Consider the following 15,892-nt stretch of genomic DNA (forward strand, 5'->3'; position numbering starts at 1 on the left):
CAGGCGACGAGGAAGAGGATCACATGAGCACAGGTGGCACGGGCACGGAGGATCTCGGCTCGGATGCGGGAACAGACCCCACCTCGGCGCAGGTCGAGGTGGCTGCGGAGACCTTTCGCATGCTCGCCTCCGGGACTCGCCTCCGTCTGGTCTGGACGTTGGTCAACCAGGAACTCGATGTCTCTTCCCTCGCCGAGGCGATCGGTGCGGCCGTCCCCACCGTGAGTCAGCATCTGGCGAAGATGAGATTGGCGGGCCTGATCTCGTCTCGCCGGGACGGGCGTCGGATCTTCTACACCGTCGACGATCCGCACGTGGTCACAATGGTGCGCGAGATCTTCGATCACATCGCCCCCGACGGATCCTTGGCGCCCGACCCGCCCGCGAGCGGCTCCTGACATTAGGCAGAGGCTTCACACCTCGGCCCAGGCAGGAATTCGGTCCGAACGATCTCAGTCCCGGTACACCCGTGGCTGACGGTCGGCGGCGACAGGCTCCCATGTCTGAGGGTCCGCCGGAGCCTGCTCCCCGGAGCGGATGTCCTTGATTTCGTGACCACTCTCACCATCGGTGAACCATACGAAGGGGATCTCCCGACGTTCGGCGTAGCGAATCTGCTTTCCGAACTTCGCAGCGCTCGGTGAGACCTCACAGGCGATGTCACGGGCACGCAGAGCGGTGGCGACCGCATCGGCCTCACCGCGCTTGTCCTCATCCGTGACGGCGACGACCACAGCCGACGGTGTTCCACGCGTGGCCTTGATGCCGCTGTCGGCATCGAGGATGAAGGCCATGAGCCGCGAGACGCCGATCGACATCCCAACACCGGGGTAGCTCTTCTTACCCACAGTCACGAGTGAATCGTAGCGACCGCCCGAGGCCACCGATCCGAGTTCTTCGTGTCCGATCAGCTGCGTCTCATAGACCGCTCCTGTGTAATAGTCGAGTCCCCGCGCGATCTTCAGCTGCGCCACAACGACGCCGGGTGCTCGCTCATGGGCGGCGCGAAGCATCGTGGTCAGAGAGGCGAGACCCTCGTCGAGCAGGGGGTGTTCGACGCCGAGTGCACACACCTCGTCTGCGAAGTCCGGCGAATCCGATTCGATCGCGGCCAGTGCGAGGCACAGTCGCTGCTGCTCCTCGTCGGCCGCGGCTTCCGCGGCCAACAGTCTGCCCACCTCGGCGGGACCGATCTTGTCGTACTTGTCGAGACAGCGCAGGACGGCCTGGATGTCGGTGAGTCCGATGCCACGCGCGAACCCTTCGAGGAGCCTGCGATCGTTGACCACGATCTTGACCCCGGGCACGCCCAGTGGAGCCAGCCGATTGAAGGCATCGGCGACGGCGAGCGGAATCTCAACTTCGAAGTGTCCAGGCAGCTCCGCCTCGGCGATGACGTCGATATCGGCCTGGATGAACTCGCGGTACCGGCCCTGCTGGGGGCGTTCGCCGCGCCACACCGGCTGGATTCGGGCGGCTTTGAACGGGAAGGAGAGTTCGTTCGCGTTGTCGGCGATGAACCGTGCCAGGGGTACAGTGAGGTCGAAGTGCAGCCCCAGCGGATTGCGCTCGGTGCCCTCGGAGTGCAGGCGGCTGACAGCGAAGATCTCTTTGTCGATCTCTCCGTCCTTGGCGAGCTGGCTGATCGGCTCGACTGCACGGTGGTTGAGTGCCGAGTATCCATGCAGCGCGAAGGTGTGTTCGAGGACGTCGATGATCGACCTCTCAATCACGCGCTCTGCTGGAAGTCGTTCCGGGAAACCGGACAGTCGGGCTGACTTCGCCATTGTTCTCCTTGGTGCTCTTCGTCTCTGATGGGTGTTGTCGTACCTGGTGGGTGCTGGTCTGGTTCGTCTCGCGCGGAACCGCTTCGTCTTTAGAAGAACCGATTCGTCTCTAGAAGAACGGGTTCGTCGCCAGTTCGTGGCCGACTCGGGAGCCTGGACCGTGTCCAGGATAGATGGGAACGTCGGGCAGCGTCGCGAACGCCCGCAGTGATTCTGCCATCGCCGAGGCGTCTCCCCCTGGGAGGTCGACGCGTCCGATCGCTCCGGCGAAGACCACATCGCCGGTGAAGATGATCTCCTCACCGTCGGCCTGCACCCGCAGCAGGGTCGAACCTTCCGTGTGTCCGGGTGCGGCCACAGCAGTGATCGTCAGCCCTGCGACCTCCACCGTCTGCGCGTCGATGAGAGCGTTGACCTCGGGCGCTGACCAATCCTTGACGAGCGGTTCGAGCATCTGGGCGAACTGAGGGCTGAGAGTCTCGGCGGGCTTGTCCAAGCGATAGTGGTCGGTGTCGCCTAGGTAGACGGGCACATTCCAGCGGGCCAGGACGTTGGTCAGTCCGAGGATGTGGTCGGGGTGACCGTGGGTGAGGAAGATGGCCCGAGGCACCAGATTCTCCTCGTCGACGATGTCGCCGAGACCGGGGGCACAGTCGAATCCTGAGTCGACGAAGATGGCATCGTCATGGCCTTCGGCACGCACGGCGTAGCAGTTGACTTCGAGAAATTCGGCGCGGGTCACAAATACATCCATGCTCAAAGTCTATCCAGAGCATGGGGCTTGGTTATGCTGGGATAACGTCAATCAGGAAATCGAGTGATCTGCAGGCACAGAGTCCCGCAGGTTCGACCGATGGAAACAAGGTGAGAATCATGTCGACCCCGACCCCGAAGCCGGTCCCGCGCCCGTCCTCTCTGCCCCGTCCACAGGCGGCGCAGACCGTGACCGGGACTACCGTTGATCATGATGCGGAAGTCCGGCGCGCAATCGAGCACGGTCGCGCTGACCAGGAGGGCAATGTCTTCGTCGTCACCGCCGACGGCGAGCGTGCGGTCGGACAGTATCCCGATGCCAGCGCTGAGGAAGCCTTGGAGTACTTCGCCAAGAAGTACGTCGACCTGGTGGAGAACGCAGCACTGCTCCGCAATCGTCTCTCCGCCGGTGCCCCCGGCCGCGAAGTGTCTTCGGCGGCGAAGACCCTGCAGGAAACCCTGCCGGAGGCCAATGTCGTCGGCGATCTCAAAGGCCTGTCTGCCACTTTGGACACCCTGATCTCGGATGCGCAGGCCACCGAATCGAAGCAGGCTGCCCGTGCGGAAGCGGCCAAGCTCGAGGCTGCACAGGAACGCGAAGAGATCGTCGCCGAGGCTGAATCGCTGGCCAAGCGCGATCCCGCGAAGATCCAGTGGAAGCAGTCCGGGGCACGTCTGCGTGAGCTCTTCGCCCAGTGGAAGGACATGCAGCGCAGCGGTCCCAGACTGCCGCGTGCCGTGGATCAGGAGCTGTGGGGCCGCTTCTCGCAGGCTCGGAACACGTTCGAGCACAAGCGCAAGGAATTCTTCGCAGAGCTCGACAAGCAGAACTCCGAAGGCAAACGGATCAAGGAGAAGCTCGTCGTCGAGGCGGAGTCACTGTCAGACTCGACCGACTTCCGCAATGTGTCGCAGAAGTACAAAGACCTCATGAACCAGTGGAAGAAGGCTCCACGTGCCTCGCGCAAGGACGATGATGCTCTCTGGGCGCGCTTCCGTGCCGCCCAGGATGTCTTCTTTGCGGCTCGAGATGCCGAGAATGCTGCCGTCGACGAGGAGTACAAGGGCAACCTTGAGGCCAAAGAGGAGATCTTGGCCAGGGCGCAGGGTCTGCTGCCGATCGGTGATATTGCCGTGGCGAAGAAGGAGCTGCGCGTTATTCAGGACGAGTGGGAGGCTGCCGGCAAGGTGCCTCGGGCTGATGTGTCCCGCATGGAGAACGGGCTGCGTGATGTCGAACGCGCCCTCTCCGATGCCGAAAGCGCCGAATGGAAGCGCAGCAACCCGGAGACCAAGGCACGCACGTCCGGTGCGCTGAGCCAGCTCGACGATTCGATCGCCGAGCTGGAGCAGAAGTACGAGAAGGCGAAGGCCGGTGGCGACGAGAAGGCCGTCGCTGAGGCACAGTCGGCACTCGACGCACGTCGGGCCTGGCGAGACCAGCTGGCTCAGACAGCTGCCGAATTGGGCTGATTGGGCTTCCACAGCCTGGCGACCATGAGTCGCGGTTTATCCACAGATCGGGTCTTCGGTCTTGAACACGCCTCCATACAGCGCAATAGTGGCTGTATGGAGGCGATGTTTCATCTGCGCGACTACAGCTATGAGCACCTCACCGAACTGACGCTGGACGGGCTGCTGACGCGGCTGACCGAGTCCACTTGGGTCCGCAAGGGCGCTGTGCTCAGCTCAGAGGACCGCATGGCGGCGCTGCGGGCGCAGATCCCGCCGCGCCTTGTGCTCTCCCATGACATCGCGTGGTGGGTTCACACCGGCCTTGGCAGAGCTCCGAGTCCGCTGACGTTCATCACCTATCCGAGGCGGCGCTACGTCGACGGCTGCGACGTCGTCGTTCATGAGCTCACCATTGCGCCCGACGAATGGGAACTGATCAGCGATCTGCCCATCACCACGGAGGACAGAACGCTCTACGACCTGCTGCTCCCCCACCTGCGCAGCCCCGATGAACGTTCGGCCCAGGTCGTGAAGAACCTCATCGACGAACTGCCCGGAAGAGCCAGACAACGGTTCCGCATGTATCTGGCGGAGATGTCCCGCAGGCCATATGTCGCCCACATGCGAACCGTCTTCGAGCGGACCTGTGCCGCATCAGACCGCGATAGACGCTGACCCTCTGCGAGACAATATGAACCGGGTCGCCTTCAGCCCCCGGCGATGCGGTAGACGTCGAAGACCCCTTCGACCTTGCGAACTGCCGAGAGTACGGTATCGAGATGGCTGGCGTCGCTCATCTCGAAGACGAACTTCGACTGGGCGACTCGGGCCCGGGACGTGGCGACCGAGGCGGACAGGATGTTGACGTGGGTCTCGGTGAGAACCTTCGTGATGTCCGAGAGCAGACCTGAGCGGTCCAAGGCCTCGACCTGAATCTGAACAAGGTAGATGCCGCTGGTCGTCTCCCCCCAGGAGACATCGACCATCCGCTCAGGCTCCCGCTCGAGGGACGCAATGTTGGGACAGTCCACACGGTGCACGGAGACTCCAGAACCACGGGTGACGAATCCGAGGATCTCATCACCGGGCACCGGCGTGCAGCAGCGGGCGAGTTTCACCAGGACGTCGTCGACGCCTTTGACTGTCACTCCCCCGGACGAGGAATGATGGCCCGAGGACTGACCTGTGCGATTGCGCGGTGACGGTGGCAGTACCGTCTCTTCGTCGTCGTCTCCAACCTCTTTTGCCAACAGATCAACGACGTGGGCGGCCGAGCTCACTCCGTTGCCGATCGCGGCGTAGAGCGCGGTGACATCGGGCAGGCGAAGCTCTGTGGCCACAACCTGCAGCGCTTGCTGACTCATCAGCGCCGAGGCGGAGAGCGTGTGACGCCGCATTGCCCGCGCCAGCTGCTCGCGACCGTTCTCGATCGCTTCTTCGCGGCGTTCTTTGGAGAACCACTGGCGGATCTTGCTGCGTGCGCGAGGGCTCTTGACGAAGCCCAACCAGTCACGGCTGGGGCCTGCGTTCTCATCTTTCGAGGTGAAGACTTCGACCGAGTCGCCGTTCTTCAGCTCGGTGTCGAGCGCGACGAGACGACCGTTGACCCGGGCGCCCATGGTCTTGTGCCCGACCTCGGTGTGAACCGCATACGAGAAGTCGACGGGCGTCGCCCCTGCCGGCAGGCTCATCACGTCACCCTTGGGGGTGAAGACGTAGACCTCTTTCGAATTCACCTCATAGCGGAGGTTGTCGAGGAACTCATCGGGGTCGCTGACCTCGCGCTGCCATTCCAGCAACTGCCGCAGCCATGCTGCGTCGTCAACTTCGCCGTCATCTGAGACTTTGACCGACCGTGCGGTATTCGACGTCGCGGCCTTAGATACGTTGCGGCGATCCTTGTACTTCCAGTGGGCGGCGACGCCGAATTCTGCGCGCCGGTCCATTTCATGGGTTCGGATCTGGATCTCCACGGGTTTCCCGTTCGGTCCGATCACCGTCGTGTGCAGGCTCTGGTACATGTTGTACTTCGGCATCGCGATGTAGTCTTTGAACCGTCCGGGGACAGGATTCCACCGGGCATGGACTATCCCCAGCGTGGCGTAGCACTCGCGAACGGTCTCGACGAGGACACGAACTCCGACGAGGTCGTAGATGTCGGCGAATTCGTGACCGCCGACGACCATCTTCTGATAGATCGAGTAGTAGTGCTTCGGTCGCCCTGTGATCGCGGCTTCGATGTTTGACTGCGCGAGCTCCGATTGGAGTTCGCTGGAGACCGTGGCCAGGTACTTCTCACGTTGAGGTGCCCTATCGGCGACGAGTCGCACCACTTCGTCGTAGACCTTCGGGTGGAGAACCTGGAAGGACAGATCCTCAAGTTCCCACTTGATCGTATTCATGCCGAGGCGGTGAGCCAATGGGGCGTAGATCTCGAGGGTCTCACGAGCCTTCTTCGTGCTCGATGAGGCGGGTACGAAACGCCAGGTGCGGGCGTTGTGAAGACGGTCTGCAAGTTTGATGACGAGGACACGGATGTCCTTGGCCATGGCCACGATCATCTTCCGCACGGTCTCCGACTGCGCGGCCTGGCCATAGGTGAGTTTGTCGAGCTTCGTCACTCCGTCGACCATCGCGGCGACCTCGGGACCGAACTCCTCGGTGAGTTCCTTCAAGGAGTAGGAGGTGTCTTCGACGGTGTCGTGGAGCAGCGCGGCGGCGAGGGTGACCGGCAGCATACCGATCTCAGCCAAGATCGTGGCCACGGCCACGGGGTGCGTGATGTAGTCATCACCCGACCTGCGGGTCTGACCTCGGTGGGCCTGTTCTGCGACCTGATAGGCCCGGACCACCAGGTCGATGTCGGCCTTCGGGTGATTAGACTGCAGAGCCCTGATCATCGGACCGAGGACGCGTGGGTAGCCAGGGTTGTTCTGCGCCCTGGCCGCCCACCAAGCTAAGCGGGAGATGCCTCGCGGACGGCGCGAATCGGCGGAAGAAGCCATGACATCCCCTTTCTGCTCAGACCTCGGCGTGAATCACCGGTGGAACATCTTCTGCTCCATTCTTCAAGCGTAGTTCACGCACGGCCTCTTCCTGTTCCTTGACCGCAGGTTCATTTGCCCGCAGAAGGGCATAGAGAGGACTGGCGACGAACAACGTCGAAGCTGCTGCCACAATCGTACCGATGAACAGCGACAGTGAGATGTCGACCAAAGTTCCCGCGCCGAGCAGGAATACACCGATGAAGAGAATCGATGCGATCGGGAGCACCGACACGACAGAGGTATTGATCGAACGAACTGTTGTCTGATTGACGCCGAGGTTGACCAACTCGGAGAATTTCAGATTGCGTTTGTCCTTGAACCGGGTCGTATTCTCTCTGATCTTGTCGAAGACCACCACAGTGTCGTAGAGCGAGAAGCTCAAGACTGTGAGGAAGCCGATCACCGCCTCAGGGGTGATCTCGAACCCTGTTGCGGAATAGATGCCCGTCGTGATGATCATGACGACCAACAGCCCGACGATCGCTGCCAGAGACATCTTCCAAGTCCGGAAGTACAGCGCCATCACGATCATTGCGATGCCGACGAAGATGACGAGAGCACGGATCATCTTCTCTGTCACATCCTGGCCCCACTCGGGGCCGACGAACGTGGATGTGACGTCTTCTGCCTTGACGTCGTATCCGCTCACGAGACCGTCACGCACTTCCTGCATCTGGTCATCGCTGAGCTGGTTCGTCTCGATCTTCACAGCTGTATCGCTCGTAGGAGTCAGACGTGGTTCGGAATTGTCCACGACCCCGGCGACGATGTCTTCGCCCTTGGCCGGCGCAGTGTCCGAGACGTGGTCGACCTGGAACTGCGATCCGCCCTTGAAGGCAATGCCGAAGTTGAATCCTGCGATCAACGGCACGAGCAGTGACAGAAGGACCAGACCGCCGGTGATCAGCAGCCAGAGTTTGGCCTTCCCGACGAAGGGAATCGATGACTCACCGTTGTGGAGCCGGTTGCCCCAGGCAAAGAACCGTTTCACTTGTCTGCCTCCTTGCCATTGTCGGCAGAATCTTCGGCGGCCTTCTTCTCAGCCGCCTTACGCTCTGCGATCGTGCCACCGGTTCGTGCCGAGTTCGTCGACGACGTGGTCTTCTTCTTCGACTTCTTCTCGGTCGCCTCATCGACTGGCTCTGTGAAATCAGAGACCTCGTCGGAATCGGTGGACCGAGACTGCTTCGACCGTTTGGTCGTCGTACCACGAGACTGGCTGGATGACTCGGATCCGGCTTCGACCTTCGACTTCGACGATGCAGACGGCGAAGTTGTCGACTCGCCAGTCGACTCCTCAACCGAATCCGCCTCAGCGTCGGGGGACATTCCTGCCTTGCGGATTCGAGCCTTCTCCCGTCTGCGTGCCTCCGGCGACTTCTCGTCATCGTCGATGCTGAGGTTCAGAGCGCCACGGTAGGCAGCGGGCTTGACACCCAACAGCCTCGGATCCATACCGGACATCGGATGGCCCTGACCGAAGAACTTGGTGCGTGCGAGCACTTCCAACATTGGGTGCGTGAACAGGAAGACGATGAGGACGTCGATGATCACCGTCAGGCCCAGGGTGAAGGCGAACCCGCGCACGGAACCGACAGCCAAGATATAGAGGATGACTGCGGCGAGCATATTCACTGCCTTGGACGCCCAGATGGTGCGCTTGGCACGATCCCAACCGACCTCAACTGCAGACAGCAGTTGTCTGCCGCTGCGCAATTCGTCTCTGACTCGTTCGAAGTAGACGATGAACGAGTCCGCCGCCATGCCGATGCCGATGATGATACCGGCGACACCTGCCAATGACAGTCGATATCCGTATCTCCACGAAGCCAGAAGCAGCAGGAGATAAGTCAGCACTCCGGCGACGACAAGACTCGAGACCGTGACCAGGCCGAGCACTCGGTACTGCAGGAGCGAATAGATGACGACGAGGATGAGTCCGACGAGACCGGTGAGCAGGCCGATATTGAGGTAATTGGTACCCAACGTCGGCGAAATCTGATCCTCGCTCTGGACCTGGAAGCTCAACGGCAGAGAGCCGTTCTTGAGCTGGTCGGCCAGGGTCTGTGCCTCGTCAAGAGTGAAATTGCCCGAGATCTCGGCATTGCCGTCAGTGATCGCTACGTTCGATGTCGGGGCCGAAAGCACGTTCCCGTCAAGAGCGATGGCGAACTGGTTGTACGGCTGCTGCTTACCGGTGATGTCCGAGGTGATCTGCTTGAAGATCTCACGCCCGACGCCGTCGAACTTGAGGTTCACCGCAGGCTGGTTGGTCTGCACTCCGTTGGCGCCCGTCGAATAGCCGAAGTTGGCATCTGCGAGATGCTCGCCCGAGAGTTCGACGGGGCCCAAGATGTACTTGGCCTCTCCGTCCTTGCCACAGGCGACGACCGGTTCATCGGAGGGCTGCTGCTGTCCACCGGTCCGATTCTTCGGATCGGTGCAGTCGAGCTCCGAGTACTTCTTGATGATGGACTCGGTCTGCCACTTGTCGACGTCCTTCTCGGGGTCGAAGAGCGGTCGCGGCGTCGAATCAGTGACCTTCGTGTCGTCGCCCTTGCCGGACCCGCTCGCCTCGGCCGCCTGTTGGCCGCTCTTCTCTCCGGATTTCTCAGCGTCCTTGCCTGCCGGTCCGGGAACGCTGCCACCGGCGTTGGCGACATCGCTGCCGCCGGCCTTCGCAACATCGCCACCACCGGTCTTGGCAACTTCGCCGCCACCGGCAGGTGCATCCCCGCTGTCCTGGCCCTGTGCTCCAGCGCCGCCCTGACCGCTGCCGTCGGCCTGTGCACCGGCACCGCCACCGGTGAGATCTTCGAGGCGCTTCTTCTCCTCGTCGGTGAGTCCTTCGGAGGGGTCCTGCTGCTCTCCCCCGCCGCTCTTCTCCTGTTCCTTCTGGATATCCTCCTGGGAACGAGGGTCACCGACGAGTGCGACTCGACGGAAGACGAGCTGCGCGGAAGAACGGACCAGGTTGCGTGTCTCCTCGTCCGGGTTGCCCGGCAGGTTCACAACGATGTTGCGATCACCTTGGGTCGTGATCTCGGCTTCGGAGACACCGGTCGAGTCCACACGCTGTCGAATGATCGACACAGCTTGGTCAAGCTGTTCCTTGCTGATGTCCGTGTCCTCTGAAACCTGGGGCTCCAGGATGATCGAGGTTCCGCCCTCGAGGTCGAGTGCGAGCTTCGGGGTGGTCGTGGCATCTGACCATACGACACCGCCAGCAATGACGCCGAGGAGCAGTGCAGCGACGATCGACAGCCACACGAAGCGCAAACCAGGACGTGGCTTTTCTTCAATATCAGACACGTTTCAGCTTTCGATTGAGTGCAGTGAACGAAGTCAGTTCTTCTTGTTGTTCTCAGGATCGGAAGAATCGGTGCCTGATGCGTCAGCATCGGTGTCACCGGAACCATCCACAACGTCGTCGGCACGCTCAGCCCCGGGAGCATCGTTGCCGATGACGGAGTCTGCATCGTCGGCCTTGGCCTGATCAGCATCCGTGTTCAGCCCGGTGTCGGAGTCAACCACATCGTCTGCGGAAAGGTCCGCATCCTTATCGGTGTACTCGGCCCGCTTACGCTCATTCATAGCGTCGAGTTCTGCGTCGGTGATCGCCGGGGTATCCGTGCCCTCAGCGTCGTCGGCTACGTCGGCAGATCCTGCAACAGCGCCGCCGGCGGCAGCGCCTTCGGTTTCAGGGTTGTTGATCTGGCCGATTGCCTGGCGGTGAACGCGGAGCACAGTGCCGGGGCTCGACTCGATGGTGACCTGGTTGTTTTCATCGTCGATGGACAGGACCGTGCCGAAGACACCGAACGTCGTCATCACGGTAGCCCCGGGGACGAGTCCAGTCTTGATCTGCTCTGCACGCGCCTTCTGTTTACGCCGAGAATTGAATAGGAAAAAAATGAGCAACGCTGCAAGCGCGAGAGGGATCAATAAATCCACAGGTATCTACCTTTCATAAGAACGAACCAGTCCACTACCTTAGTTCGTACTCAGTACTCAAGGCGAACTCAATTGCCGGGATCAGAACTCATAGTTTGCTGGGATCTGCATCCCAAGGTGTTTCCAGGCTGCTGACGTCGCAACTCGACCGCGCGGAGTGCGGCTGATGAGTCCTTCTCGCACAAGGTAGGGTTCCGATACGGTTTCAACGGTGTCGGCCTCTTCTCCGACGGAAACAGCGATGGTTCCAAGGCCAACCGGCCCCCCGGCAAAACGTTTGCACAGAACTTGCAGCACCGAACGGTCAAGACGATCCAGTCCAAGTTCGTCGACCTCGTAGACCTTGAGTGCCGTGAGCGCTGCGGCCTCATCGATGATGCCGGTTCCGCGTACCTGCGCCCAGTCTCTGACTCTTCGCAGGAGGCGGTTGGCAACTCGAGGAGTGCCGCGAGACCGGGTTGAGATCTCTTTCAGACCTGCAAGGTCTGCTTCGATTCCGAGCATGTGGGCTGACCGCTTCAGGACGGTCAGGAGATCATCGCTTGAGTAGAAGTCTAAGAGTCCGGTGAATCCGAACCGGTCGCGCAGAGGTGCGGGCAGCAGACCAGAACGAGTCGTGGCCCCGACCATGGTGAACTGGGGCAGGTCGAGCGGAATCGCTGTGGCGCCGGGGCCTTTGCCGACGATGACATCGACACGGAAGTCTTCCATCGCGACATAGAGCATCTCTTCTGCGGCGCGAGCCATCCGGTGGATTTCGTCGATGAAGAGGACTTCGCCTTCCTCCAAGGATGAGAGGATCGCTGCGAGATCTCCTGCATGCTGAACTGCCGGCCCGGAGGTGACGCGCAGACTCGTCTGCATCTCATGCGCGATGATCATCGCCAGCGTCGTCTTCCCCAGGCCGGGAGGCCCCGAGAGCAGCACGTGGTCGGGAGCCCTGTTCCGTGCTTTCGCAGCATCGAGCACGAGGGACAGCTGTTCACGGACCTGTGGTTGGCCGATGAAATCCTGCAGTCCTTTGGGACGAAGCGCAGCTTCCGCATCGCGCTCGGCGGTCTCCGCGCGCCCCGAGACCAAACGCTCCTCTTCTGCACCGGTCAGTTCCTGATCGCCGAATTCCATTTCGTAGGACTTGGTTCCACCGTCGTAGGAGGTGTTTCCACCGTCATGGGAGTGAGTCACTTCCTTGCACCCAGAACCTTGAGTGAGGCCTTCAGGAGCGCCGAGGTGCCCGCATTCTGGCCGAGATCATTGACTACTTCCTGCACGACGTCTGCGGCCTGTGCTTCTTTCCAGCCAAGACCGACCAGGGCGTCAACGACCTGCTGGTTCGCACCGCCGAACGACAGTTGTGGCCCTGGCTCCGATGCGGAGAGCTTCGGCAGTTTGTTCTCGAGTTCGAGGATGATTCGGGAAGCGCCTTTTTTGCCGATTCCTGGTACGCGAGTCAGCGCGTTGGCGTCCTGATTCGAGATCGCGGCTGCCAGTTCGCCCGGCCCCATCACCGACAGGATCGCCATGGCCAGGCGGGGACCGATTCCGGAGATCGACAGCAGCACTTCGAACGTGTGGTTCTCGTCTTCTGTTCCGAAGCCGAAGAGAGTCATGGAGTCTTCACGCACAACCAGGGTGGTCACGAGTTCGATATCTGCACCATGCCGTGTGTTTGAAAGGGTATCCGGCGTGACGTTGACTCTGCGTCCGACACCATAGGTGAGAATCACGAGGTGGTCAGCTGCGATGCGATGGACCGTACCGCTGAGGAAACTGATCACGGCCTGCCTTTCGAGTGGGAACACATGTACGAATCCAGGCTATCAGCTAGTCTCCGAGTACCTGACTCGACATACCGACGATACCAAGGCTCCGGCCAGTTGCGGACAGCCCGGAAGACATCACCAGCGCATTACTGCGGTGGAATTTCTGTCCCGTCTGACAGCCCGTCGATGATCTCCTGTGCGACGAACCTGGAGTGCAGGATCGGGCGCCGTTCGACATCGATGCTCGGTGGCGGGATCCATGCAGGTCGACCGTCGTGAAGCATTCGGGCGTACCAGTCCGATTTGTCGATCAGGTGGTGATGCAGTCCGCATGCCAGTGTGAGGTTGTTGATGTCGGTCCTGCCGTCGTCAGCCCAGGGCACAATGTGGTGCGCGTCGCACCATCCTGGCGGTGCATCACATCCGGGGAATGTGCAGCCTTGATCCCTGGCTGCGAGTATTGCCACCTGCCTGTTCGTGGCATATCGAGCTTCGGTGGCGATTTCCATCGTTTTGGCTTTGTCCGACATGAGGTGGAAGAAGACTGACCCGTTCAATCCTTCGCTGGCCGCCGTTGATATCGGAAATTCGGTTTCGCAACCTGTGGTCGAGCGTCCTTTTCCGGTCGCAATGTCTTCGGCTTTTGCGGTGACGACCAAGGCGAATGGCGAACCGCGCCCTATCCGGTCCATCTCGACGCGGGAGATCATTGTTGCAAATCGTTCGTAGATTCGATTGCGCACTGTTCCTTGACTCGCGCTTGTGTCGACCAGCGCTCCGTCTTCGCTGACGCCGAAGCTCGAGAACCCAGAAGCGGCCGAATCGGAATCACCTGTATCGGCAATCCAGTCCGGCCGACCCTCTGGCAGATCATGTGGCAACGGCGCGTCCGAGACGTCCCCCGCCAGAACGGCTCGAAAGATGTCGAATTCAGGCTCGGCAGGACCCTCGTCTTTCGCGGTCGTGCGCGCGCCATCAGTCGAGTACGTGCCATCTGTGGTGCACTCGCCATCGTGAGCTTGCAGAGTTTCCGTCGAGCCTGGTACGCCCTGTGCGTTTTCCGAATTGTCACCCGGCAGAATACGCGAGGCCAGCAGTCCGTTGAGGACTCCTCCTGAGACTGAATCCAGGAGGCCTCTGAGATCCCAATCGCCGTCATCCCGGGCTCGCACATTCACGTAACAGCGCGAGCGATCCCGCGGAAGCTTCGGTTCTTCTCCGTCGGGATCAATCCGGTCCAGAATCGAACCGAAGATCGTCTTCAAGTCTGCGACTCGGACACGCGGTGCCTTCTCCACGAGGTCCGCTTCGACTTTGTCGCGAACGGTGGAGGAAACCCAGATCGGCAGTTTGGAGAGACAGTCATTGATCTCGGTGGCCTGACCAGCCGAGAGCACTCCCGAGTGCAGGGCCTTGGCAACGATCGGGTTGACGGGTTCTCTGGCCTGTCCCGTCATATAGACGCGGCCGCCAAGGTTCTTAGCAAGCTCGGCACGTCGGTTGGCCTCATATCCGGTCAGGTTCAACCGGCTCTGGACCAGCGCCTTCGTCGTCTTCGCTCCATAGTCGGTGGGTGTCACGCACCTTTCATAGACTGACAGAGCGACAGCAGACATCGCTTCGAGAATGCGAGTGGCGGTTTCGATCCCGTTGACGACCGTCATAGCGTGATCAGGCCCAAGAGGTCGTTCGAATCTCAGCAGTTCGTCTTTGAGGACGCTGAGTTCACCGATACTGCGGGTCAACTCAGGGGCAAGTCGGTCGAGGTCGCGCCATTCGAGATCCGACAGAAGTGGATGTGGCACGACGACAGTCGAATCACCTTCGTCCGCAGTCGAGGACTGGTCGGTGCCACCGCCGTGACTATGCGTTCCAGCATCGGAGTCGAATGGTTCCCCGTCGACGAGAGCGCCAGACATCCGCCCATCTGCTTCGGAATCACCGAGAAGAACCTGCTCATCGGAATGGGAGCCCTCGTTGCTGAGCCGGTCAGAATCGTCACTGTCGTGGTCTTCAATGGAAGTCGCTGGAACTGCCGCGATCGAATCGAGCCTATCCGCCAAAGGATTGCACGTCAGATCCATTCCGGCCGCCTCGAGCTGCTCACGAAACGATGCTGGCTCCGGCAACGATCCATCTTGGCCTGAAGCGGACTCCCCTGCAGTCGCGCCAGATGCCTGCGGGCCTCTTGCCGACTCACCCGCGGCGGTGCCAGGTGAACGCTTTCCGCTCTTTCCTGGTGTCCGGTCGGGAGTGAGAGTCATCGTCTGAACATCCATTCGTCAACAACAGTGTTGCGTCTATACTATGATTATATACGCTCTAACCGTTATTGTATAGATGCATATTCGATTCCCTTCCGAATAGTTAGCATCACTTCGATTCTGCTCTATTGTGTTTCGCAGACTTCCGGACTCGGCCAAGGAACGATGACAGCTGCGAAGCGACCGGACTTCAGTGGCAGCCAAACAGACCGACAGCGACACTCACAACCGCTGCAACGCTGCTGAGCCGTCACGCCACTTCGCTACGCAGCTACTTGGATTTGCGAAGGGCCTTGGCCCACTGCTCCTGTGCTTTCGTCAGACCTGTGCCTTGGCGACCAGCGCTCTTACGCTCATTGAGGTCCTTATTCGCTCCAGGAGTCGATTGCCCGCTGAGAGCTCCACGCCATGAGTGGCAGATAGCGATCGCGAGAGCATCCGCGGCATCGGCCGGCTTCGGCGCAGCCTCGAGTTCGAGGATCCGGGTCACCATGTTCGTGACCTGCTTCTTATCAGCCCGTCCCGACCCGGTGATGGCGGCTTTGACCTCGGAGGGCGTGTGCATCGCCACGGGCAGTCCACGTCTGGCGGCAAGCCCCATAGTCAGGCCTGACACCTGGGCAGTTCCCATAATCGTGGAGACATCATTGCGGGCAAACACTCGCTCGATGGCCACGACATCGGGACGGTACGTGTCCAACCAGCTGTCGAACGCCTCGGCGAGGGCGCCCAGACGCAGATCCACGGAGTCCGTTGACGGCGTGCGCAGCACATCGACGGATACCATTGTGGCCTTGCGGGCGGGCAGGGTGTCGATGACACCCAGCCCGCACCGGGTCAGACCAGGGTCAACGCCGAGGATTCTCATC

The 15,892-nt window shown here is 60.9% G+C and carries 13 protein-coding genes; 3 read left to right on the forward strand and 10 right to left on the reverse strand.

Features of this window, described 5'->3' with window-relative positions; genetic code table 11:
* Positions 1-23: 23 nt before the first annotated feature.
* Positions 24-398: an ArsR/SmtB family transcription factor gene (locus tag HX613_RS05340; RefSeq protein WP_235344381.1), complete on the forward strand. Its 375-nt coding sequence runs from the start codon at positions 24-26 to the stop codon at positions 396-398.
* 54 nt (positions 399-452) lie between these two features.
* Here the strand turns inward: HX613_RS05340 and hisS are convergent, their stop codons facing one another.
* Together hisS and HX613_RS05350 are read right to left on the reverse strand one after the other, a co-directional pair.
* Positions 453-1,787: a histidine--tRNA ligase gene (gene hisS / locus HX613_RS05345; RefSeq protein ID WP_235344382.1), complete on the reverse strand. Its 1,335-nt coding sequence runs from the start codon at positions 1,785-1,787 to the stop codon at positions 453-455.
* 109 nt (positions 1,788-1,896) lie between these two features.
* Complete coding sequence (locus HX613_RS05350) at positions 1,897-2,541, reverse strand: MBL fold metallo-hydrolase (RefSeq protein WP_198396307.1); 645 nt, start codon at positions 2,539-2,541, stop codon at positions 1,897-1,899.
* Between the two features lie 119 nt (positions 2,542-2,660).
* Between HX613_RS05350 and HX613_RS05355 the strand changes: the two genes are divergently transcribed.
* Positions 2,661-4,013: a DUF349 domain-containing protein gene (locus tag HX613_RS05355; protein WP_235344383.1), complete on the forward strand. Its 1,353-nt coding sequence runs from the start codon at positions 2,661-2,663 to the stop codon at positions 4,011-4,013.
* Positions 4,014-4,109: 96 nt separating this feature from the next.
* Positions 4,110-4,670: a hypothetical protein gene (locus tag HX613_RS05360; protein ID WP_235344384.1), complete on the forward strand. Its 561-nt coding sequence runs from the start codon at positions 4,110-4,112 to the stop codon at positions 4,668-4,670.
* Positions 4,671-4,702: 32 nt separating this feature from the next.
* On the opposite strand, the gene HX613_RS05365 is transcribed toward HX613_RS05360, so the two are convergent.
* From HX613_RS05365 to ruvC, 8 genes are all read right to left on the reverse strand, one after another.
* Entirely contained in the window at positions 4,703-7,000 is a 2,298-nt protein-coding gene (locus HX613_RS05365; RefSeq protein ID WP_328284905.1) for a RelA/SpoT family protein, read from the reverse strand.
* Positions 7,001-7,016: 16 nt separating this feature from the next.
* Positions 7,017-8,033, reverse strand: a complete 1,017-nt coding sequence (gene secF / locus HX613_RS05370) for a protein translocase subunit SecF (protein ID WP_235344385.1) — start codon at positions 8,031-8,033, stop codon at positions 7,017-7,019.
* A complete protein-coding gene (gene secD, locus HX613_RS05375) occupies positions 8,030-10,354 on the reverse strand; it encodes a protein translocase subunit SecD (RefSeq protein ID WP_235344386.1) in 2,325 nt (774 codons plus the stop codon). Before secD ends, secF begins: the two co-directional genes overlap by 4 nt.
* Before the next feature lie 33 nt (positions 10,355-10,387).
* Positions 10,388-10,996, reverse strand: a complete 609-nt coding sequence (locus HX613_RS05380) for a preprotein translocase subunit YajC (RefSeq protein ID WP_235344387.1) — start codon at positions 10,994-10,996, stop codon at positions 10,388-10,390.
* A gap of 81 nt (positions 10,997-11,077) precedes the next feature.
* Positions 11,078-12,121, reverse strand: coding sequence for a Holliday junction branch migration DNA helicase RuvB (ruvB, locus tag HX613_RS05385; protein ID WP_235344414.1), 1,044 nt, complete (start codon positions 12,119-12,121; stop codon positions 11,078-11,080).
* A gap of 56 nt (positions 12,122-12,177) precedes the next feature.
* Complete coding sequence (ruvA, locus tag HX613_RS05390) at positions 12,178-12,774, reverse strand: Holliday junction branch migration protein RuvA (protein WP_029416492.1); 597 nt, start codon at positions 12,772-12,774, stop codon at positions 12,178-12,180.
* A gap of 131 nt (positions 12,775-12,905) precedes the next feature.
* The gene (locus HX613_RS05395) at positions 12,906-14,843 is read right to left on the reverse strand and encodes an HNH endonuclease signature motif containing protein (RefSeq protein ID WP_235344388.1); all 1,938 of its coding nucleotides are present in this window, start codon (positions 14,841-14,843) and stop codon (positions 12,906-12,908) included.
* A 451-nt stretch (positions 14,844-15,294) separates the two neighbouring features.
* The gene (gene ruvC / locus HX613_RS05400) at positions 15,295-15,891 is read right to left on the reverse strand and encodes a crossover junction endodeoxyribonuclease RuvC (protein ID WP_235344389.1); all 597 of its coding nucleotides are present in this window, start codon (positions 15,889-15,891) and stop codon (positions 15,295-15,297) included.
* Between the last annotated feature and the right edge of the window lies 1 nt (position 15,892).

The organism is Brevibacterium sp. UCMA 11754, assembly GCF_021532275.1.
Lineage (GTDB): Bacteria > Actinomycetota > Actinomycetes > Actinomycetales > Brevibacteriaceae > Brevibacterium.